The 19,305-nt window shown below is 75.2% G+C and carries 18 protein-coding genes; 11 read left to right on the forward strand and 7 right to left on the reverse strand.

Features of this window, described 5'->3' with window-relative positions; translation table 11 throughout:
* The 3 genes from KDL28_RS07080 to KDL28_RS07090 are packed head-to-tail and all read left to right on the forward strand — an operon-like array spanning position 1 to position 3,081.
* The gene (locus tag KDL28_RS07080; RefSeq protein WP_252436459.1) at positions 1–831 is read left to right on the forward strand and encodes a purine-nucleoside phosphorylase; all 831 of its coding nucleotides are present in this window, start codon (positions 1–3) and stop codon (positions 829–831) included.
* Positions 828–2,441, forward strand: coding sequence for a phospho-sugar mutase (locus KDL28_RS07085; protein ID WP_252436461.1), 1,614 nt, complete (start codon positions 828–830; stop codon positions 2,439–2,441). The genes KDL28_RS07080 and KDL28_RS07085 overlap by 4 nt, the downstream gene beginning before the upstream one ends.
* A gap of 40 nt (positions 2,442–2,481) precedes the next feature.
* Positions 2,482–3,081 (forward strand): TetR/AcrR family transcriptional regulator, encoded by a 600-nt coding sequence (locus KDL28_RS07090; RefSeq protein ID WP_252436462.1) that lies wholly within the window; start codon positions 2,482–2,484, stop codon positions 3,079–3,081.
* A gap of 59 nt (positions 3,082–3,140) precedes the next feature.
* On the opposite strand, the gene upp is transcribed toward KDL28_RS07090, so the two are convergent.
* Positions 3,141–3,764, reverse strand: coding sequence for a uracil phosphoribosyltransferase (gene upp / locus KDL28_RS07095; protein WP_252436464.1), 624 nt, complete (start codon positions 3,762–3,764; stop codon positions 3,141–3,143).
* 80 nt (positions 3,765–3,844) lie between these two features.
* On the reverse strand, positions 3,845–4,756 hold the full coding sequence (locus KDL28_RS07100) for a haloalkane dehalogenase (protein ID WP_252436466.1): 912 nt from the start codon (positions 4,754–4,756) through the stop codon (positions 3,845–3,847).
* A gap of 475 nt (positions 4,757–5,231) precedes the next feature.
* Between KDL28_RS07100 and KDL28_RS07105 the strand changes: the two genes are divergently transcribed.
* From KDL28_RS07105 to KDL28_RS07130, 6 genes are all read left to right on the forward strand, one after another.
* Positions 5,232–5,468, forward strand: a complete 237-nt coding sequence (locus KDL28_RS07105; RefSeq protein WP_252436467.1) for a hypothetical protein — start codon at positions 5,232–5,234, stop codon at positions 5,466–5,468.
* A gap of 185 nt (positions 5,469–5,653) precedes the next feature.
* Positions 5,654–6,235 carry an NADPH-dependent FMN reductase gene (locus KDL28_RS07110; protein ID WP_252436469.1) on the forward strand — a complete coding sequence of 194 codons (582 nt, stop codon included), beginning with the start codon at positions 5,654–5,656 and terminating at the stop codon, positions 6,233–6,235.
* A gap of 46 nt (positions 6,236–6,281) precedes the next feature.
* Positions 6,282–7,643 (forward strand): MFS transporter, encoded by a 1,362-nt coding sequence (locus KDL28_RS07115; RefSeq protein WP_252436471.1) that lies wholly within the window; start codon positions 6,282–6,284, stop codon positions 7,641–7,643.
* Positions 7,644–7,704: 61 nt separating this feature from the next.
* Positions 7,705–10,491 carry a helix-turn-helix transcriptional regulator gene (locus tag KDL28_RS07120; RefSeq protein ID WP_252436473.1) on the forward strand — a complete coding sequence of 929 codons (2,787 nt, stop codon included), beginning with the start codon at positions 7,705–7,707 and terminating at the stop codon, positions 10,489–10,491.
* 106 nt (positions 10,492–10,597) lie between these two features.
* Positions 10,598–11,185: a DUF3558 domain-containing protein gene (locus KDL28_RS07125; protein WP_252436474.1), complete on the forward strand. Its 588-nt coding sequence runs from the start codon at positions 10,598–10,600 to the stop codon at positions 11,183–11,185.
* Between the two features lie 11 nt (positions 11,186–11,196).
* Positions 11,197–11,541, forward strand: coding sequence for a hypothetical protein (locus KDL28_RS07130; protein ID WP_252436475.1), 345 nt, complete (start codon positions 11,197–11,199; stop codon positions 11,539–11,541).
* Here the strand turns inward: KDL28_RS07130 and KDL28_RS07135 are convergent.
* A complete protein-coding gene (locus tag KDL28_RS07135) occupies positions 11,528–12,157 on the reverse strand; it encodes a TetR/AcrR family transcriptional regulator (protein ID WP_252436477.1) in 630 nt (209 codons plus the stop codon). The two genes, KDL28_RS07130 and KDL28_RS07135, sit on opposite strands and share 14 nt — an antisense overlap.
* Before the next feature lie 197 nt (positions 12,158–12,354).
* A complete protein-coding gene (locus KDL28_RS07140) occupies positions 12,355–13,254 on the reverse strand; it encodes an alpha/beta hydrolase family protein (protein WP_252436479.1) in 900 nt (299 codons plus the stop codon).
* Positions 13,255–13,406: 152 nt separating this feature from the next.
* Here KDL28_RS07140 and KDL28_RS07145 point away from each other — a divergent pair, with 152 nt between their 5' ends.
* Complete coding sequence (locus KDL28_RS07145) at positions 13,407–14,639, forward strand: SatS C-terminal domain-containing protein (protein WP_252436481.1); 1,233 nt, start codon at positions 13,407–13,409, stop codon at positions 14,637–14,639.
* A gap of 77 nt (positions 14,640–14,716) precedes the next feature.
* On the opposite strand, the gene KDL28_RS07150 is transcribed toward KDL28_RS07145, so the two are convergent.
* Complete coding sequence (locus KDL28_RS07150) at positions 14,717–15,805, reverse strand: adenosine deaminase (protein WP_252436482.1); 1,089 nt, start codon at positions 15,803–15,805, stop codon at positions 14,717–14,719.
* 203 nt (positions 15,806–16,008) lie between these two features.
* Here KDL28_RS07150 and KDL28_RS07155 point away from each other — a divergent pair, with 203 nt between their 5' ends.
* Positions 16,009–17,085, forward strand: coding sequence for a PA containing protein (locus KDL28_RS07155; protein ID WP_252436484.1), 1,077 nt, complete (start codon positions 16,009–16,011; stop codon positions 17,083–17,085).
* 51 nt (positions 17,086–17,136) lie between these two features.
* Here KDL28_RS07155 and KDL28_RS07160 read toward each other — a convergent pair whose 3' ends face one another.
* Both KDL28_RS07160 and KDL28_RS07165 read right to left on the reverse strand, forming a co-directional pair.
* The gene (locus KDL28_RS07160; RefSeq protein WP_252436485.1) at positions 17,137–17,946 is read right to left on the reverse strand and encodes an NmrA family NAD(P)-binding protein; all 810 of its coding nucleotides are present in this window, start codon (positions 17,944–17,946) and stop codon (positions 17,137–17,139) included.
* A 75-nt stretch (positions 17,947–18,021) separates the two neighbouring features.
* Positions 18,022–19,299 (reverse strand): thymidine phosphorylase, encoded by a 1,278-nt coding sequence (locus tag KDL28_RS07165; protein ID WP_252436487.1) that lies wholly within the window; start codon positions 19,297–19,299, stop codon positions 18,022–18,024.
* Positions 19,300–19,305: the final 6 nt, after the last annotated feature.

The following is a 19,305-nucleotide window of genomic DNA, read 5'->3' on the forward strand; positions in this document are numbered from 1 at the left end:
ATGAGCACGGAGCCGAACCCCGCCGCCGAACCCCAGGCCGTCCCGGACGCCGCGGCCGCCGCCGCGGCGGTGCTGGCCGACCGGACGGGCGCCGCGACCCACGACGTCGCCGTCGTCCTCGGTTCGGGGTGGCGGCCGGCGGCCGACCTCATCGGCGCGGCGGCGCACGAGGTCGCCGTGGCCGAGCTGCCCGGCTTCGTCCCGCCGTCGGTGCAGGGGCACGGGGGCACCATCCGGTCGGTCGTGGTGGGCGAGCGCCGGGTGCTGGTGCTGCTCGGGCGCACCCACCTGTACGAGGGCCACGGCACCGACGCCGTCGTGCACGGCGTGCGCACCGCCGCCGCCGCGGGCTGCCGCACGATCGTGCTGACCAACGCCGCGGGCGGCATCCGGGAGGGGATGCGGGTCGGCGAGCCGGTGCTGATCAGCGACCACCTCAACCTGCTGGCCACCTCCCCGCTCGTCGGGCCCCGGTTCACCGACCTGACCGACCTCTACTCGCCGCGGCTGCGCGCGCTGGCCCGCGAGATCGACCCCGGGCTGAACGAGGGCGTGTACGCCGGGCTGCCCGGACCGCACTTCGAGACCCCGGCCGAGATCCGGATGCTGCGCGGGCTGGGCGCCGACCTGGTGGGCATGTCGACGGTGCTGGAGGCCATCGAGGCCAGGGCGCTGGGTGTGGAGGTGTTCGGGCTGTCGCTGGTGACCAACCTGGCCGCGGGCATGACCGGCGAGCCCCTCGACCACGAGGAGGTGCTGGCGGCGGGCAAGGCGTCGGCCGGGCGGATGGGGGAGCTGCTGCGCGAGCTGATCGCGCGGGTCGGGCCGTGAGGCGGCCGCCGTCCGCGCGCCAGGCCGCCCTGCGCTGGATCGCCGACGACCCCGACCCCGCCACCCGCACCGAGCTGCAGGAGCTCCTCACCGCCGCGGTGGCCAGCTCGACGGCCGCCGCCGACCTGGCCGAGCGCATGTCCGGGCCGCTGGTGTTCGGCACCGCCGGGCTGCGGGGGCCGGTGCGGGCCGGGCCGTCGGGGATGAACGTGGCCGTCGTCCGGCGGGCGACGGCGGGGCTGGCCGCCTGGCTGGCCGGGCGCGACGAGCGCGGCACCGTCGTCGTCGGCCGCGACGCCCGGCACGGGTCGGCCGAGTTCGCCGAGGCGGCCGCGGGCGTGCTGGCCGGAGCGGGCTTCGCGGTGCGGGTGCTGCCCGGGCCGTTGCCCACCCCCGTGCTGGCCTTCGCCGTGCGGGAGCTGGGGGCGGTGGCCGGGGTGCAGATCACCGCCTCGCACAACCCGCCCGCCGACAACGGCTACAAGGTCTACCTGGCCGACGGCGCCCAGCTCGCCCCGCCGTCGGACCGCGAGATCGAGGCGGCCATCGCGGCGGCACCCGGGGCGGCGGCCATCCCGATCGGCGACGACGTCGAGACGGTCGACGTCACCGAGCGGTACCTGCAGCGGGTGGCCCGCCTCCCCCGAGGTGCGGCCCGCGGGCTGCGCGTGGCGCTGACCCCGCTGCACGGCGTCGGCGGCGCGACGGCCGTCGAGGCGCTGCGCCGGGCCGGCTTCGACGACGTGCACGTCGTCGCCGAGCAGGCCGAGCCCGACCCCGCCTTCCCGACCGTCGGCTTCCCGAACCCGGAGGAGCCCGGTGCCACCGACGCGCTGCTGGCCCTGGCCGCCGAGGTGGGCGCCGACCTCGCCGTCGCGCTCGACCCGGACGCCGACCGCTGCGCGCTGGCCGTGCCGAGCGCGGCCGGGCGCTGGCGGATGCTGACCGGCGACGAGACCGGCGCCCTGCTCGGCGACCACCTGCTGCGCGCGGGCGGGTACACCGACCCGCTGGTGGCCACCACCGTCGTCTCCGGGGAGATGCTGCGCAGCGTGGCCGAGGCGCACGGCGCCCGCTACGCCGAGACGCTGACCGGCTTCAAGTGGATCGTCCGCGGCGGCCCGGGCCTGGTGTACGGCTACGAGGAGGCGCTGGGCTACTGCGTCGACCCGGACACCGTCCGCGACAAGGACGGCATCGCCGCCGCCGTGCTCGCCTGCGACCTCGCCGCGGGCCTGGCCGCGCGGGGCCGCACGATCGACGACCGCCTCGACGAGCTCGCCCTCGCCCACGGTGTGCACCGCACGGAGGGCGTCTCGGTGCGGCTCGCCCCGGCCGCCCGCGACGCCGCCGTCGAGCGGCTGCGGGCCGGGCCGCCGTCCGGGTGGGAGAGCAGCTTCCCCGCCCCGGACGTGCTGGTGCTGCGCCGGGAGCGCGAGCGGCTGGTGATCCGCCCGTCCGGCACGGAGCCGAAGCTGAAGGCGTACCTGCAGGTCGTCGAGCCGGTCACCGACGACGACCTGGCCTCCGCACGGGCCAGGGCCGCCGACCGGCTCGCCGAGCTGCGCGCCGCGGTCCCAGCCCTGCTCGACCCCCCGACCGGGCCCTAGCGGCCCCGCGCGACGACCGTCGAGGAAGGAGCCGGCCGCCATGCCCCGCCCCCGCGTCCACGACGAGGCGCTGCGCGCCACGCTGCTCACCCGGGCCCGCGCCACCCTCTCCACGCACGGCTCGGCGGCGCTGAGCCTGCGCACGCTGGCCGCCGAGTGCGGCACCTCGACGACCGCGGTCTACTCGCTGTTCGGCGGCAAGCGCGGGCTGCTGACCGCACTGTTCGACGACGCGTTCCGGCAGCTCGGGCGGCACCTGGCCGCCGTCCGGCCCGGCGGCGACAGCGTGGAGGACCTGGTCCGGCTGGCCGCCGCGTACCGGGAGGGCGCGCTGGCCGACCCGCACCTGTTCGCGGTGATGTTCGAGAGCGCGACGGTGCTGCCCGCCTCGGCCGAGGCCCGCACCGCGACCGGCACCGCGCTCGGCCCGCTGCGGGAGTTCGTCGGGCGGGCGGTCGAGCAGCGGGCGCTCCGCGCCGACACCGACCCGGTCGCGGCGTCGGTGACGCTGTGGGCGACCGTGCACGGCTGGGTCGCCCTGCAGCTGCGGGGGTTCCTGCCGCCCGGTGCGGACGCGCTGTTCGAGAAGGCCCTGCGCGCCGTCGTCGACGCCTGGCGCCCCGCAGCCCCGCAGCCCTGAACCTCTCCCCCGCTCCCACCCCCGCCCCCGCCCCCGAGGTTCAGGACCAGGGGGTGGGGCTACACCGCGCCGAACTGGCGGTCGCCCGCGTCGCCGAGCCCGGGGACGATGAACGCGGAGTCGTTGAGCCGCTCGTCGACGCTGGCCGTCACCACCCGCACCGGCAGCCCGGTCTCGCGCAGGTGCGCGATGCCCTCCGGGGCGGCCAGCACGCAGATCGCCGTGACGTCGGTGGCGCCGCGCTCGGTCAGCAGCCCGATGGCGTGCGCCATCGAGCCGCCGGTGGCCAGCATCGGGTCGAGCACGAAGACCGGCCGACCGGCCAGCGACTCGGGCAGCGACTCCATGTACGGCTTGGGCTGGTGGGTCTGCTCGTCGCGGGCGAGCCCGACGAAGCCCATCTGGGCCTCGGGCATCAGCCCGAACGCGGCGTCGGCCATGCCCAGCCCGGCCCGCAGCACCGGCACCAGCAGCGGCGGGCTGGCCAGCCGGTAGCCGATCGTGCGGGCGACCGGCGTGTGCAGGGGCGAGGTGGCCACCGGGGCGTCGCGGGTCGCCTCGTAGATCAGCATGAGGGTGAGGTCGTCGAGCGCGTCGCGGAAGGCCGCGTTGTCCGTGCGGGCGTCGCGCATCGTCGACAGGCGGGCCTTGGCCAGGGGGTGGTCGACGACCAGGACGTCCATGCCGCAGAGGCTAGGCGCTCCCCCTCCAGCCCGCCCACACCCGCCACGACCCCGCTCCCGCGTGTCCGGGCGGCGCGGGGTCAGCGGGCGGCGCGCAGGAAGTCGACGACGGCGGCGGCGAGCACCGGGCCGGCGTCCTCCTGGAGGAAGTGCCCGGCGCCGGTGATCGTCGGGTGGTCCCGCCCGGCCGCTCCCGGCAGCTCGGCGCGCAGCACCGGCGCCATGTGGGCGGTGATCGGGTCGCCGTCGCTGAACGCCACCAGCACCGGCAGGTCGAGCCCGCGCAGCCGGTCCCACGCCGCCCGGTTGGCGACGGTCGCGGGATCGTCGGGGCGGGTCGGCACCAGGCCCGGCATCGCCCGCGGCCCGGCCTTGAACGGCTCCCCCGGGAACGGCGCGTCGTAGGCCGCCCGCACCCGCGGGGTGAACGGCGTGCGGCAGCCCGACTGCACGAGCCGTGCGACGTCGAGCTCGGCGGCCCCCTCCACGGCCCGCCGGAACCGCCACCACACGTCGGGCATGTCGGTGTCGCCGGTCGGCAGGCCGGTATTGGACGCGACCACCGCAGCGAACCGCTCCGGGTGCTCGGCGACCAGCCGCAGCCCGATCAGCCCGCCCCAGTCCTGCCCGACGACCGCGGCGCCGCGCAGGTCGAGCACGTCGAACGCGAGCGAGCGCACCCACTCCACGTGGCGGGCGTAGCTGTGGTCGCCGGGTTCGGCCGGCTTGTCGGAGCGGCCGAAACCGACCAGGTCGGGCGCGATCGCCCGGAACCCGGCCGCGGCCAGCACCGGCATCATCGAGCGGTACAGGAAGGACCAGCTCGGCTCGCCGTGCAGCAGCAGCACCGGCGCTCCGTCGTCGGGGCCGTCGGCCACCCAGGCCATCCGCAGGGTGCCGCCGTCGGGGTCGGGGACGTCGGCGTAGTGCGGCTCGTACGGGAAGCCGGGCAGGTCGGCGAAGCGCTCGTCGGGGGTCCGCAGGGTGCGCATACCCGCATGATGCCGGGGATCGGCGCCGCTGTTCGCCGTACCGGCCGTCCGTACGGTCGGGCCCTCGCACACGGCGGGCCGGCGCGGCGCCGCGACCCCGGTCGGGGCCAGGTCGGAGCGGTGGACCCGGCGCTGCGGGTGTGCGGGCGGCTGTGCGGCAAATGGTCGAACAACCATTGGGTGACGGATCGTGCGCCCGAACCGCCCGCCGGGATGCCGTACGGGCCGCCGCGCGATGCTCCCGCCCCGGCGCCACGAGCCGCGGCGACGACGCTGTGCAGCGGCGCTACGCGGAGTGCCAGCCGGGACGCGCTGGCGAGCCGCGACCACCGGATCATGCGCTGAGGGTCCGGTCGTCAGCACCGGTGGTGATCATCGATGAGATTCACCTGGCCCGAACGGGTGGTCTGGCCGCCAGATTGTCACGCCGAGCAGCCTCCCAGCGCTGTACTTAGGGAGAACAGGAGGTGATCCAGTGCCGGAATCAACGAGCTCCGGCGACGCGACCTTGGTCGCGGCCGCGGAGAAACTCACGCAGTGCGACGGGTACGTCGTGCTCGCTGTCGATCCCCAGACCGGAGAGGTCGACGCGCACGGCCCCTACGACGGGCTGACCGCGACCATCAAGGCCGATCGGTTGCGCCACGACTTCGACCGCGGCGGTCTCGAAGACGTCACGGTGGGTGTCGTCAGGCTGCACCACTCGGCCTAACCCCGACCCTACTCAACCGCTCCCCCCAGAACCAGGCACAGCCGCCTCCTGGAGAGCCGGCCGGGGGGGGGGGGGGGGGGGGGGGCCCCCCCCCCCCCCCCCCACACCCCGGTCACCTGACGGATTCCCGCAGCGCGCGGTCTCCCTAGCGTCGTCGACGTCCGCGACGACCAGGAGGAGACGACATGAGCGAGAACCCGCTCCGCGTGATGGTGATCATCGGCAGCAACCGGGACGGCCGGTTCGGCCCGACCGTCGCCGACTGGTTCGTCGGCGAACTGGTCGGCCGCACCGACATGGAGGTCGACGTCCTCGACGTCGCCGAGGCCGCTCTGCCCGACCGCCTCACCGCGTTCGGCGCCGCGCCACCGGACGAGGTCGCGGCCGTGTCACCCCGCGTCGCGGCCGCCGACGCCTTCGTCGTGGTGACGCCGGAGTACAACCACAGCTACCCGGCCCCGCTCAAGACCTTGATCGACTGGCACACGCCGCAGTGGCGGGCCAAGCCGGTCGCGTTCGTGTCCTACGGCGGGATGGCGGGCGGACTGCGCGCCGTCGAGCACCTGCGCGCGGTCTTCGCCGAGACGCACTCGGTCACCATCCGCGACACGGTCAGCTTCCACGGCGCCTGGGAGCGCTTCGGACCCGACCGCCGGCCGCTGGACGCCGAGGGCTGCCGGAGCGCCGCCAAGGCCATGCTCGACCAGCTGGCCTGGTGGGGTGAGGCCCTGCGGACCGCCCGCAGCGCCCGCCCGTACGCGGCGTGATGGCTGTCTTGACCTCAAGCCAGCTTCAGCTCCTAGCGTCGGCGGCATGGATGTGACGACTGCGCCGAGGACCACCGAACGCACCCGCTGGGCACCGATCGTCGCACTGGGGCTGGCCATGTTCGTGGTCACCGCGGAGATGACCGTCACCGCGGTCACGCTCCCCGGGATGGCCGCCGACCTGGGCATCTCCCCCGCGACCACGGCCTGGGTGCTGCTCGGGTACGCGCTGCCGATGGCCGCGGTCGCCATCCCGGCCGGCCGGTGGGCCGACGGCGCGAGCGCCCGCGCGGCGCTCGTGGCGGCGATGGTGGGCGTCGGGGTGGCGAGCGTGCTGACCGCCGTCGCGCCGGCGTTCTGGGTGGTGGTCGTCGGGCGGCTGCTGCAGGGCCTGGCCGCGTCGCTGGTGATCGCGGTCTACATGCCGATCGTCATGGTCAGCGTGCGCCCGGAGCAGCGCGGCCGGGCCATCGGCTTCATCATCACGATCATGACCGTGGGCGGGGTCATCGGGGCGCCGCTGGGCGGGTTCGTGGCCGGGGCGCTCGACTGGCGCGGGGTCTTCCTGATGAAGCTGCCGCTGCTGGTCGCGGTGGCCTGGGTCGCCCTGCGCACCCTCCCCCGCGACGGCCGCGGCCTGCCCCGGCCCGGGCCGGGGCTGCTGGGCGAGGCGGCGCTGCTCGGCGGTGCGGTGTGCGCGCTGATGCTGGCCGTCGACTTCGTCGACGACGCGCCGCTCGTCGCGGGCGCGCTGGTCGTGGTGGGCGCGGTGACGGCGTGGGGCTGGACCCGGCTGCCCGGCTCGGCCCCGGTCGTCGCGATGATCCGCGGCCGGGTGTTCGGCCCGGTGCTGGTGGCGCTGCTGGCGGCCAGCTTCACCATCGGCCTGGTCGCCTTCCTGCTGCCGTTCTACGTCTCCGACGTCCTGCGCGGCAGCCCCGAGGTCACCGGCACGGTCCTGCTGTTCTTCGCCGGCGCCGTGGCCCCGGTGTCCCCGCTGGCCGGTGCGCTCTCCGACCGCTTCGGCACCCGCGTCGTGGCGGTCATCGGCAGCACCGTCACCCTCGTCGGCCTGGCCCTGATGCTGACCGTCGACGCCGACGCGGGCCCCGTCGGACTCGCCTGGCGCCTCGCGGTGCTCGGGATCGGCGCCGGGCTGTTCAACCCGGCGATCAACGCCGCCACCCTCGCCGCCGCCCCCACGGGCATGGAGGGCACCGCGGGCGGCATCGCCATGACCGCCCGCACGCTCGCGACCACCGTCGCCCCCGGCGTGGTGGCGCTGTGCTGGGCACTGGCCGGCGGGGGGCTGGCCGGGTTCCGGTCCGGGGTGCTGGTGCTCGGGGCCGTGATGGTGGTCGGGCTGGCCGCGCTGCTGGTGCCGACGGGACGACGGGTGAAGGCGTGAGCGGCGTCGCGCGCGGACCGGTCCGGAACGGGAGCCGCACCCCGCCGGGGAGGGGACGGCGATGAGCCTGCGGGCCGTGGGGGCGGGGCCCGTCCTGTCGGGGCGGGCCGAGGAGATCACCGCCGTGCTGGGGCTGCTGGACGCCGCCCGGGCCGGCGCCGGCGCCGCGCTGGTGCTGACCGGCGAGGCCGGGATCGGCAAGTCGGCGCTGCTGGCGCGGGCGGCGGCCGCGGCGTCCGGCATGCGGGTGCTGGCCGGGATCGGGGTGCAGGCCGAGGCCGAGCTGCCCTTCGCCGGGCTGCACCTGCTGCTGCGCGGGGTGACCGACGCCGAGACCGCCGCACTGCCCCCGGCGCAGGCCGACGCCCTCGGCAAGGCGCTGGGCCGGGGTACGGCGGGGCAGCCGCCCGCCGACCGCTACCTGGTGGGCCTGGCGCTGCTCACGCTGCTGGCCGAGCTGGGCGACCGGCGGCCCGTGCTGTGCCTCGTCGACGACGTCCACTGGTTCGACCACGCGACCGTCGAGGTGCTGGCGTTCGTCGCGCGCCGGCTGGCCGCCGAGTCGGTGGCGATGCTGTTCGCCGCCCGCGACGACGGCGGCTTCCGCGCGCCGGGGCTGCCCGAGCTGGCCCTGCGCCGGCTGGACGACGACGCCGCCCGGTCGGTCCTGGGCGCGCACGCCGACGACCTCCCCCGCCACGTGCGCGACCTGCTGCTGCGCGAGGCGGCCGGCAACCCGCTGGCCCTCGTCGAGCTGGTCGCGGCGCACCGGGCCGGGCGGCTGACCGAGTACCCGTTCGGCCCGCCGGACGCCGGGCACGGCGGCACCCCGCCCAGCGGCGGACGGGTGGAGGCCGAGTTCGCCGCCCGTGTCGCCGCGATGCCGCGCGGAGCCCGGACGGTGCTGCTGGTCGCGGCGGCCGACGGCAGCTGCGACACCGGCCTCGTGCTGGCGGCCGCGGCCCGGTTGGGCGCGACGCTCGCCGACCTGGAGGTCGCCGAGCGGGCCGGGCTGATCGCCTTCACCTCCGGCTGCCTCGGGTTCCCGCACCCGCTGATCCGGGCGGCCGTCTACGCCCGGGAGACCCTCGCCGCGAAGCAGGCCGCGCACCGCGCCCTGGCCGAGACCATCGACGAGGCCATCGACCCCGATCGCACGGCCTGGCACCGCGCCGCCGCGACGATCGGCCCCGACGAGCGGACCGCCGCCGCGCTGGAGGCCGCCGCGGAGCGCGCCCGCGACCGCGGCAGCCCCGAGTCGGCCGCGGCCGCCTACGAGCGGGCGGCCCGGTTGAGCGCCCGACCGCGGGACCGCGGCACCCGGCTGGCCGCGGCCGCGGCGGCCGCCGTCGACGCCGGCCGCTGCGACTGGGCCGCCGACCTCAGCCGCCGGGCCGCCGAGCACCTGCACGACCCGGTCTCCCGCGCCCGGCTCGCCCTGATCGACGCCGCGCTCGCCGACGCCGACAACCGCGCCGACCAGGCAGCCGAGCTGCTCTTCGAGCCCGCGCTGGCCGTGGCGGGCGCCGATCCGGTCCTGGCGGGCGACATGCTCGTCTGGATCGTGGAGGCCGCCTGGACCACCCGCGACGCCGCACCCGTACGACGGGTCGTACAGGCCGTGCGGGACCTCGGGCTCAGCCACGCCGAGCACGTCATCGCGCTGGCCGAGATCGTCTCCGGCCAGCTCGACGAGACCCACCGGCCGGCCCGCCCGCCCGACGCGCCGCCACCGCTGGTGTGCCGGATCTCCGACGCGCCCCGGTCGCTGGCCAAGACGGCCCGCTGGAGCCTGGCGCTGGGCGACGACCGCCGCGCCCACGAGCTGGCCACCGCCGCCGAGCGCGACGCCCGCAGCCGCGGCCAGCTCGGCGTGCTGCCCGACACGCTCGCGGTCCTGGCCGCCACCCGCTGGCACCTCGGCCTGCATCGCGACGCCGTCGCCGCGGCCACCGAGGGGCTGCGGATCGCCCGCGAGATCGGCCGGCCCAAGGCCGTCGGCGCGCTCTCCGACGTCCTCGCCCAGCTCGCGGCGGTGTCCGGCGACGAGGTGGGCTGCGAGGCGGCGCTGGTCGACGTGGCCGCCCACCGCCCCGCCACCGTCGCCCCGACGACCGCCGCCACCGCCCGCAGCCTGCTCGACCTGGGCGCCGGCCGGTTCGAGCAGGCCGCCGACCGCCTCGCCGGCCTGGTCGCCGCGGCGGCCCCCGAGGCCCGCGCCTGGCTGCCCGACCTGGTGGAAGCGGCCGCCCGCGCGGGCCGCCCCGACCAGGCCCGCGCCGCCGCCGAGCGGTTCTCCCGCTGGGCCGCCTGCGTCGACCTGCCGTGGGCCCGCGCCGTCGCCCTGCGCTGCCGGGCCCTCGTCGCCGACGGGCCGGAGGCCGGGAGGCTGTTCGCCGAGGCCGTGGCGGTGCACCGCAGCGAGGCGGCCGGCACCGACCCGGCCGCCTCACCCACGGGCTCCCGCCCCTTCGAGCGCGCCCGCACCGAACTGCTGCACGGTGAGTGGCTGCGCCGGGCCCGCCTGCGCACCGCCGCCCGCGCGCCGCTGCGCTCGGCCTGCGAGACCTTCGACGACCTCGGCGCCACCCCGTGGGCCGCCCGCGCCCGCGCCGAGCTGCGAGCCACCGGCGAGAGCCGCGCCGAACCCCCACCCGACGGCCTCGGCGCCCTCACACCCCAGGAGCTGCAGGTCGTCCGGCTGGCGGCGGGTGGGCTGAGCAACCGCGAGATCGGCGCGCAGCTGTTCCTGAGCCCGCGCACGGTGGCGTACCACCTGCACAAGGCCTTCCCGAAGCTCGGGGTGACCACACGATCGCAGCTGGCCCGGCTGGACCTGCCGGCCTGAGATCTTCCTACCGCGTCGCAGCCCACGACTCGCGACGCCGGTGGGATCCCTGCTGGGATTTTCCGTTCGGGCCCGCGCTCCATGACACATGCATTAGCGTCGAGTTGTGCGCCGGCTCCTGCTCCTGCTCCTGGTTTCGGCGACAGTGGCCGCCTGCTCCACCACCGCGGTGCCCGGTCAAGCGGCGCCGAGCGAAGCCGCCTCCTCCACCCAACCCGGCAGCGTGCCCCTTCCGACCCGTCCTCGCGACATCGCATTGGACGGCATCGATCCGTGCGCGTTGCTCACCGCTCAGCAACGGGCCGAGCTGGGCCTTCAGGGCGAGGGTGTGAGCGAAACGAGCAACGAGCCGATCTTCACCGGACGGAACTGCACGTTCCGGGGCTACGAACCGCAACCGGTCGTCATCGGAATCGCGCTGGCCACGGAGAACGGCATCGAAGTGATCACCTCGCCCGGCGCGGTGAACGACGATCTGGAGCCGATCACGGTGGACGGGTTCCCCGCCGTGCTGGCTCGGCCGCGTGTGCTCGACTTCTGCTCGGTCGACATCGACGTGGCACCAGACCAATTCATCGACGTCCAGCTCGCCGATGGTGGAGGGGCGCAGCCGGTACCGCAGGAGTCCCTCTGCCGAGATGTCGTGGAGATCGCTGAGCAGGTCGTAGGAACGCTGCAGTCACTTCGACCCTGATTGGATCACCGATGGCCCCTCCGGACTCCGGATTCCGGATCGATTACGACGCGATCCCCCGCGCCGTCGCGACCTACGACCAGGTACTCGACCGGCTCGGCGCCATCCTCAACCGCGTTCGACGCAGTGCTCGTATCGAGCCGTGGGCACAGGACAGGGTCAGCGTCGCAATGGCCGCGCACTACAACGAGCAGATCTTCGGCCCCGACCTGACCGGAACGTCGCCGTACTGCACCTACGGTGCGCTGAAACTCTACGAACGAGAACTCGTCGCTGCACGCGACGCTCTCCAGCGGACGTATGCCGAGTACCTCCGAGCCGAGGCCGAAGCGGCGAACTCGTTCACGAAGTCCTGATCGTCACCCCCGTCTCGCCCAGCAGCCGCGTCACCGTCTCCCGCAGGACCGCCGTGCACCGCGCCACCTCCAACCCGTAGTCGTCGCGCAGCACCGACCACCACGACCAGCTCGTCGACGCCGTGAGCGAGAGCAGCAGGTCGGCGCGCCGCTCCCCCGCTGCCGCCAGTTCCGGCGCGAAGGCCTGCTCGATGGCGGCGACGAGCCGGTCCAGGGTGCGGCGGCGGTTGGTGCGCAGGGCCGCGGAGTAGGGCTCGCGCAGGCGGGTGGCCTTGGCGAAGGGGGCGACGCGTTCGCAGGCGGCGGCGCGCACGGCGCAGAAGCGGTCGATGCGCTCGGCCAGGGGCAGGTCGGTGGGGATGACGACGGTGTACTGGTCGGCGCGGGACAGCAGCACCCGGCCGGTCAGGTCGTAGAGGGTCTCCAGGTCGGAGAAGTTCGCCCAGAGCGCCCTGATCGAGATGCCGGCCCTGGCGGCGATCTGGGCGCCGGTCGGCTTGAGCTCGCCGCCTTCCAGCAGCTGGATCAAGGCGGTGATGATCGCGGCGCGGGTCCGTTCCCCGCGGGCGCGACGCCCGTCGACGGCCGGGGGGTTCGGCGGCTCCAGAGTCGTCACGGCACCCATTGTCCGACCTCGGCCCTCCCGCGGACGAGGGCGGACGGACCCCTCGTCGGGTCCGTCCGCCACGGCCGCGGGGGGGCCCCCCCCGCGGGGGAGGGGGGGGGGGCGGCGGCCCCCCGCGTCGGGTCCGCCCGCCCGGGCCGCGCCGGACCGCCCGCGCTGGGGAAGCGGGCGGTCCGGCGGGGTGCCGGTCAGCCGAGGGGGCAGCTGACCCGCGAGTCGGACAGGTCGCTGCCCAGCCCGGTGCGCGGGGCGGGGCAGAGGAACTGGGTGTAGCGGGTGTCGTCGTCGACGAAGCGCTTCAGCCAGGAGATCGTGTACTTGGCGATCTCGGTGTTGGACGTGTTCGGGGCGAAGTGGCTGGCCCCGTCCAGCTCCAGGTAGGCGCGCTCCTCAGCGCCGGTCAGCGAGTTGTAGAAGGGGATCGCGTGCTGCCCGGGCGGGGCGACGCTGTCGCGCTCGGCGCCGATCATCAGCGCCGCCGAGTCCACCTCCGACCAGCTCTTGTCGAGGTTCCACGGGGTCAGCCCGACGATCGCCTCGATGGAGCGCCGGTCGGCCGCGGCCTCCAGGGTGCCGCCGCCACCCATGGAGTGGCCGATCACGGCCTGGCGGGCGGGGTCGATGCGGTTGCGGACCGAGGCGCGCTGGATCGTGAAGTCGAGCGCGGCCAGCAGCTGGTCGCCGCGCTGGGCCGGCTGGTCGACGGTGGTCTGGGTGTTGATGCTGATGACGACGAAGCCCTGGGAGGCGATGCGGGGGCGCAGCCAGGCGATGGTCGACTCGCTCGCGGTGTAGCCGGGGGCGATGGCCACGACGCCGAAGGTGCCCTCGGAGGTCGAGGTCGGGTAGGTGATATTGGCCGAACCGAACCCGGGGGTGGCCAGGTCCGACACCGACTCCGAGGCCACCGCGAACGGGCCGCGGCTGGCCTCGATGCCGGCCTCGGTGGGGTTCGGGCCGCGCTGGAAGGGGTTGGCCTGGGCGGCGGCGGTGCCCGGGACCACCGCCATGGCGGCCGCGGTGAGCGCGGCGAGCGCCACCGCCCGTACGACGCGGCGACGGGCGGGACGTAATGACGACGTCGTCATCGTGACTCCGTTCGGTTGTCCCCTCCAGTGGGGGTCCTGAAGGTGCACTGATGGTGCATATTTCCCCCGGCGCCCGTCAATGTGCGCGCAGCCCAAGCCGTCCCGCCGCACCCCGTCCACGGCCGGTTCGGCGGCGTCCTAGGCTGCCGCCCGTGGCCAGCGACATCGTCCCGATCCAGCTCTCGCTCACCGAGGGCGATCTCGTCACGCTCTGGGCGCCCCGGTGGCGCGAGGACGGCGAGGAGTGGGAGGCGTTCCTCGGCGACGACGACGCCCTCTTCGCCTTCCCGTCCGTGCCCCGGCTGGCGGCGTTCGTGCGCACGGCGACCGAGCACGACCTGATCGACCACCCCGCCTGGTCGGTCGTGCCCGACCTGACCGTCTCCGAGCTGACGCCCGACGACACCCAGCGCTACGACATCGTCGGCGTGCCGGAGCTGGCCGCGAGCGAGCCCGACACCTGGACCATCGGCGAACTGGCCGAGATCACCGACATGGTCCGGTCGATCGCCGACGTCTGCGAGCTCGAGCGGGTCACCGCCGTGCTGGACGCGGCCCCCGCGTTCGGCCTGCTCTCGCAGGGCACGCTGCCGTTCGTCGGGCGCGAGGGCAAGCGGCTGTGGACCCAGCTCATGGACACCATCGCCGAGCGCTGGGACGAGGTCGTCGACTCGCTCGACGAGCTGGTGGAGGCCCCCGAGGTCGACGCGGCGGCGCTGGCCGCGGCGGAGAAGGAGGTCGAGGTCGCCGACGACGTCGACGCCGAGACCGAGGTCGAGACCGACGTCGACGCCGGCGAGGAGACCGACGAGCCCGCCGAGGAGCGACCGCGGACGTTCTGGGAGGAGGTCGGCATCGACCCCGTCCGGATCATCAGCCGCGACGGCGAGGTCCTCACCCTGCGCTGCTACCTCAACGACTCGCCGGTCTTCCTCGGCACCGACGGCCGGATCGACGTCGTCCGGGGCGAGCGGGCGCTGACCCGCTGGATCGCCGAGGACGGCGCCGACGGGCACGACCTGGTCGAGGCGTCGACCTGGCCGGAGATCGTCGACAAGGCGACGGTCGGCGATCTCGAGGTGATCGTCGACGAGCTCAACGTCTACGACCTCACCGGCCTCGAGGACGACATCGCCGAGGGCACCCTGACGATCGACGCCACCCAGTTGGAGCAGGCGACGGAGCTGCTGCTCGACGTGGGCGACTGGGCCGACGACGAGGAGCCGCGCGAGGCGCTCGCCGAGTCGCAGCCGCTGGGCTGGCTGGTGTCGTTCGTGGTCCGGCCCGACCCGACCCGATTGGCCCCCAGCCCGCCGTTCCACGCCGAGGCCGCCCGCTTCCGCGAGCTGATCGACCACCTGCTGGAGCGCCTCCAGCAGCACTGACGCCCCCGTCGAGAACGAAGTTGTTGTCGTTTTGGACCGGTCCACACGACAACAGGTTCGTTCTCGACGGGGTGGGGTCAGGCCATGAGGGCCGCGTAGCCGGGCTTGATCACGTCGTCGATCAGGGCCAGCCGCTCGTCGAAGCCGATGAAGGCCGACTTCATCGCGTTCACGGTGAACCACTGCAGGCGGTCCCAGCCGTAGCCGAACGTCTCCGCGAGCGCGGTCATCTCGCCGCTCACCGATACGTCGGACATCAGCCGGTTGTCGGTGTTGACCGTCACCCGGAAGCGCAGGTCGGCGAGTAGGCCGATCGGGTGATCAGCGAGCGACTTGGCCGCGCCGGTGTGCACGTTCGACGTAGGGCACATCTCCAGCGGGATGCGCTTGTCCCGGACGTAGGCGGCGAGCAGGCCGAGGGTGGCCGTGCCGTCCTCGGCGACGGTGATGTCGTCCACGATCCGCACGCCGTGGCCGAGCCGGTCGGCGCCGCACCACTGCAGTGCCTCCCAGATCGAGGGCAGCCCGAACGCCTCGCCCGCGTGGATGGTGAAGTGCGAGTTCTGCTGGCGCAGGTACTCGAACGCGTCCAGGTGGCGGGTGGGCGGGAAGCCCGCCTCGGCGCCTGCGATGTCGAACCCGACGACGCCGGTGTCGCGGAAGCGTATGGCCAGCTCGGCGATCTCCCGTGAGCGGGCGGCGTGCCGCATCGCGGTGAGCAGGCAGCCCACCCGGATGCGGCGGCCGCGCTCGGCCGCCCGCGCGGTGCCGACCCGGAAGCCCTCCAGCACCGCCTCGACCACCGCGTCGAGCTCCAGGCCCCCGCTGACGTGCAGCTCGGGGGCGAAGCGCACCTCGGCGTAGACGACGCCGTCGGCGGCCAGGTCCTCCGCGCACTCGGCGGCCACCCGGACCAGCGCGTCCGGCGTCTGCATCACCGCGACCGTGTGGCCGAAGCCCTCCAGGTAGCGCACGAGCGACCCCGAGTGCGACGTCGCCAGGAACCAGGCGGCGAGCCCGCTCGCGTCCGGGCTGGGCAGCGCGTCGTAGCCGACGGCCTCGGCCAGCTCGAGCACGGTCGCCGGGCGCAGGCCGCCGTCGAGGTGGTCGTGGAGCAGGACCTTCGGTGCGTCGCGGACGGTCTCGACGTTCAGCGGTACAGCCACCCCGATCACGCTAGAGCACCTACCGGCCGTGTCCCCCTCCGACGGCGTCACTGGCCCGAAAGAGCGAGGATACGGCCGAATGGGGTGCCGCCGAAAGAGCGGCGGTGCCTCTCGCTACGCTTCCGTGGCCCCACCCCATGGCCTCGGCCCGATCCCCACCCGGGCCCGGTCCACCCACAGCTCAGAGGGAGCTCCCCGCCGCCATGAGCAATGACTCGAACATGTCCTTCGACCGCATGCGCGGCATGCTCGTGCGGGCCGCCGAGATCCGCGACAGCGAGCAGCAGCAGATCTTCGACTCGCTGGACGAGATCCACGCCCGCCTCGCCGCGCTGGACGCCATCGGCACGGTCCGCAAGCGCCTCACCGAGCTGCCCGACCGCACCGAGGTCAGCGTGCTCGCCGAGCGGCTGGACGAGACCGTCGCCAAGCTCGACGCCCAGGACGCCACGCTCACCTCGGTGATGCGCGCGGTGGAGGCGCTCCCCGACCGCCTCGCCAAGCAGTTCGCCCAGCTCGACGGCCGCCTCGACGGCATGGCCGGCCGCCTGGAGGGCGTCTCCGGGCGCATGGACGGGCTGGACGACCGCCTCGGCGGCCTGCACAAGCGCTTCGACGAGGTCGGCACCCGGATGGACCGCCAGGAGATGCGGCTCGACGCGATGCCGGCCTCGGTCGGGAACCCGATCAAGGAGCGGGTCGAGGGCATCGACCGCAGCCTGCGCGAGCAGCTCTCCGAGACCAGCCGCGCGTTCGACGAGACCGGCGAGGGCCTGCGCAACCTGCTCGGCGACACCAGCATCGGCCTGCACCGCAGGCTGGAGGAGCTGGCCGGGCGCCCCGCCGTCGACCCGACCGAGCCCCTCGACGCCCTGGCCACCCGGCTGGAGTCGCTCGGCGGCAAGCTCGACGAGCTGGTGGCCCGGCTCGACCTCCTGGAGGAGGGCTTCGGCGGCCGGCTGGGCATGCTGGGCGGCTCGCTGGAGGAGCGCATCGGCAAGCTGGAGGGCGTGCTCAGCGACCGCCCCGACGCCAACTCCGTCAAGACGCTGATGGAGCGGGCCAACGAGCAGTCCGAGCGGCGCAACGCCGGCCAGCTCGACGAGGCCATGGCCACCTTCGCCGAGCTCATCCTCGGGCGGTCGGCCTCGGTGCAGGGGCCGCCGCCCCTGCCGCGCCCGGCGGCCCGGCGCGGGCGCAAGGCCATCGCGGTGAAGTCCGCGAACGGCCACTCGGCCGCCGACACCGTGACCGACGACCCCGACGACGACGACCGCTGAGCCGCTCCGCGCGCCCCGGCCGGTCCGGTCGGGGCGCGCGGGCCGGTGGCGTCAGCCGCGGAACGCGGCGGCGTTGGCCCGCGCCCACTGCGCGAACGTGGTGGCCGGCTTCCCCGTCACGTCCTCGATCGCGGTGCTGACCTGCACCGGGTTGTCGACGCTCCCGGCGAGGATGGTGTCGACGTACCACTCGGCGTCGGCCCCCATGGACTGCGCCATCTCGGCCACGGCCTCGTCGCGCGTCACGGTCTCGAACACGACCCGGTGGCCGAGCGCCTCCCCGATCCGCTCGGCCAGCTCGACGCGGGTGAGCACCTCGGGACCGGTGATCGACAGCGCCTGCCCGGCGTGGGCGTCGGTGAGCAAGCACGCCGCCGCCACCCGGGCGATGTCGTCCATGGCCGTGGGGGCGCTGCGGCCCTGCGGGTAGGGCTCGCGCACGGCCCGCCGGGCGGCGATCCCGGGCGCCCAGGACAGCGCGTTCTCCATGAAGTCCCCCGGCCACAGGTGGGTCCAGGCGGGCCCGGCGCCCTCGACGGCGGTGGCGACGCTCCCCCACCAGCTCTCCGGCTCGCCGGACAGGTCCACCACGTGGGAGACGCCCGCCTCCCGGGCGAGCGCGAGCACGTCGACGACCGTGTCGGGCGTGGGCGCGAGGTAGAGGCGCCCGACGCCGTCCAGGGCCGCCGCCAGCGTCTCCGGTCGCCGCAGGTGGCCGCGGACGACCTCGACCCCCTCCGGGAGCGCCGCCCTCACCGGGTCGACCGTCAGCGCGCGCACGTCCTGCGCTCCCGCGTCGAGCAGGTGGTCGACCACCTTGCGCCCGATGTTGCCGGTCGCCCCCGTCACCAGGATCTTCACGGTCGCCTCCCCATCCGCACCTGAACTGGGTACAGCGTACGCGAGAACTGGGTACAGCGTACGAAGAATTTCGGCTCAGCGGACGGTGGCGAGGAGGAGGTCGGGGCGGGGCGGGGGCGCGTCGACGACGGCGACGCCGCCGGCCAGGGCGGCGCGGGCCCAGGCGACCGCGTCGGGGGTGTCGGTGTGCAGCTCCAGGAGCGGCTGGCCGGCCTCGACCTCGTCGCCCGCGTCGGCCAGCAGCAGGATCCCGGCCGCCGCCTGCACCGGGTCCTCCTTGCGGGCGCGACCCGCGCCCAGCCGCCAGGCCGCCGTGCCGACGGCGAGCGCGTCGCAGGCGAACACGCCGGCGCGGTCGGCCGTGAGCGTCTCCACGTGCGTGGCCCTGGGCAGCGGGGCCGAGGGGTCGCCGCCCTGGGCGGCGATCATGCGCTCCCACACCGGGTACGCCTCCCCGGAGGCCAGCACGGCGGCCGGGTCGACGTCGGTCAGGCCGGCCAGCGCGAGCATCTCGCGGGCCAGCGCGACGGTCAGCTCGACGACGTCGGCCGGGCCGCCGCCGCGCAGCACCTCGACGGACTCGGCGACCTCCAGGGCGTTGCCAGCGGCCCGGCCGAGCGGGACCGACATGTCGGTCAGCAGGGCGACGGTGGGCAGGCCGTGGTCGCCACCGATGCGCACCATCGTCTCGGCCAGCTCGCTGGCCCGCTCCAGGGTGCGCATGAACGCCCCGGAGCCGACCTTGACGTCGAGCACCAGGCCGCCGGTGGCCTCGGCGATCTTCTTGCTCATGATCGAGCTGGCGATCAGCGGGATCGACTCGACGGTGCCGGTGACGTCGCGCAGGGCGTAGAGCTTGCGGTCGGCGGGGGCCAGCGTCGGGGTGGTCGCGCAGACCACCGCGCCGACGTCGGCGAGCTGGGCGCTGATCTCCTCCAGCGACAGCGACGCCCGCCAGCCCGGGATCGACTCCAGCTTGTCCAGGGTGCCGCCGGTGTGGCCGAGCCCGCGGCCGGACAGCTGCGGCACCGCGGCACCGCACGCCGCGACCAGCGGGGCCAGCGGGAGGGTGATCTTGTCGCCGACGCCGCCGGTGGAGTGCTTGTCGACCAGGGGACGGCCGACGTCGGGCAGCGCGAGGACCTCCCCGGAGGCGATCATCGCCGCGGTCCACCGGCTGATCTCGTCCGGGTCCATGCCGTTGAGCAGGATCGCCATGGCCAGCGCGGCCATCTGCTCGTCGGCGACGTCGCCGCGGGTGTAGGCGTCGACGACCCAGTCGATCTGGGCGTCGCTCAGCCGGGAGCCGTCCCGCTTGGCGACGATGATCTCAACAGCACTGTGCTCGGCCACCCGATC

Origin of the sequence: Pseudonocardia humida (genome assembly GCF_023898865.1) — a bacterium.
Classification (GTDB): Bacteria; Actinomycetota; Actinomycetes; order Mycobacteriales; family Pseudonocardiaceae; genus Pseudonocardia; species Pseudonocardia humida.

Coding starts and splice junctions, on each gene's coding strand:
- KDL28_RS07110 (WP_252436469.1), top strand. CDS start 5,654: ATGAGCGAGAACCCGCTCCGCGTGATGGTGATCATCGGCAGCAACCGG.
- KDL28_RS07080 (WP_252436459.1), top strand. CDS start 1: ATGAGCACGGAGCCGAACCCCGCCGCCGAACCCCAGGCCGTCCCGGAC.
- KDL28_RS07090 (WP_252436462.1), top strand. CDS start 2,482: ATGCCCCGCCCCCGCGTCCACGACGAGGCGCTGCGCGCCACGCTGCTC.
- KDL28_RS07130 (WP_252436475.1), top strand. CDS start 11,197: ATGGCCCCTCCGGACTCCGGATTCCGGATCGATTACGACGCGATCCCC.
- KDL28_RS07140 (WP_252436479.1), bottom strand. CDS start 13,254: ATGACGACGTCGTCATTACGTCCCGCCCGTCGCCGCGTCGTACGGGCG.
- upp (WP_252436464.1), bottom strand. CDS start 3,764: ATGGACGTCCTGGTCGTCGACCACCCCCTGGCCAAGGCCCGCCTGTCG.
- KDL28_RS07115 (WP_252436471.1), top strand. CDS start 6,282: ATGGATGTGACGACTGCGCCGAGGACCACCGAACGCACCCGCTGGGCA.
- KDL28_RS07100 (WP_252436466.1), bottom strand. CDS start 4,756: ATGCGCACCCTGCGGACCCCCGACGAGCGCTTCGCCGACCTGCCCGGC.
- KDL28_RS07120 (WP_252436473.1), top strand. CDS start 7,705: ATGAGCCTGCGGGCCGTGGGGGCGGGGCCCGTCCTGTCGGGGCGGGCC.
- KDL28_RS07155 (WP_252436484.1), top strand. CDS start 16,009: ATGAGCAATGACTCGAACATGTCCTTCGACCGCATGCGCGGCATGCTC.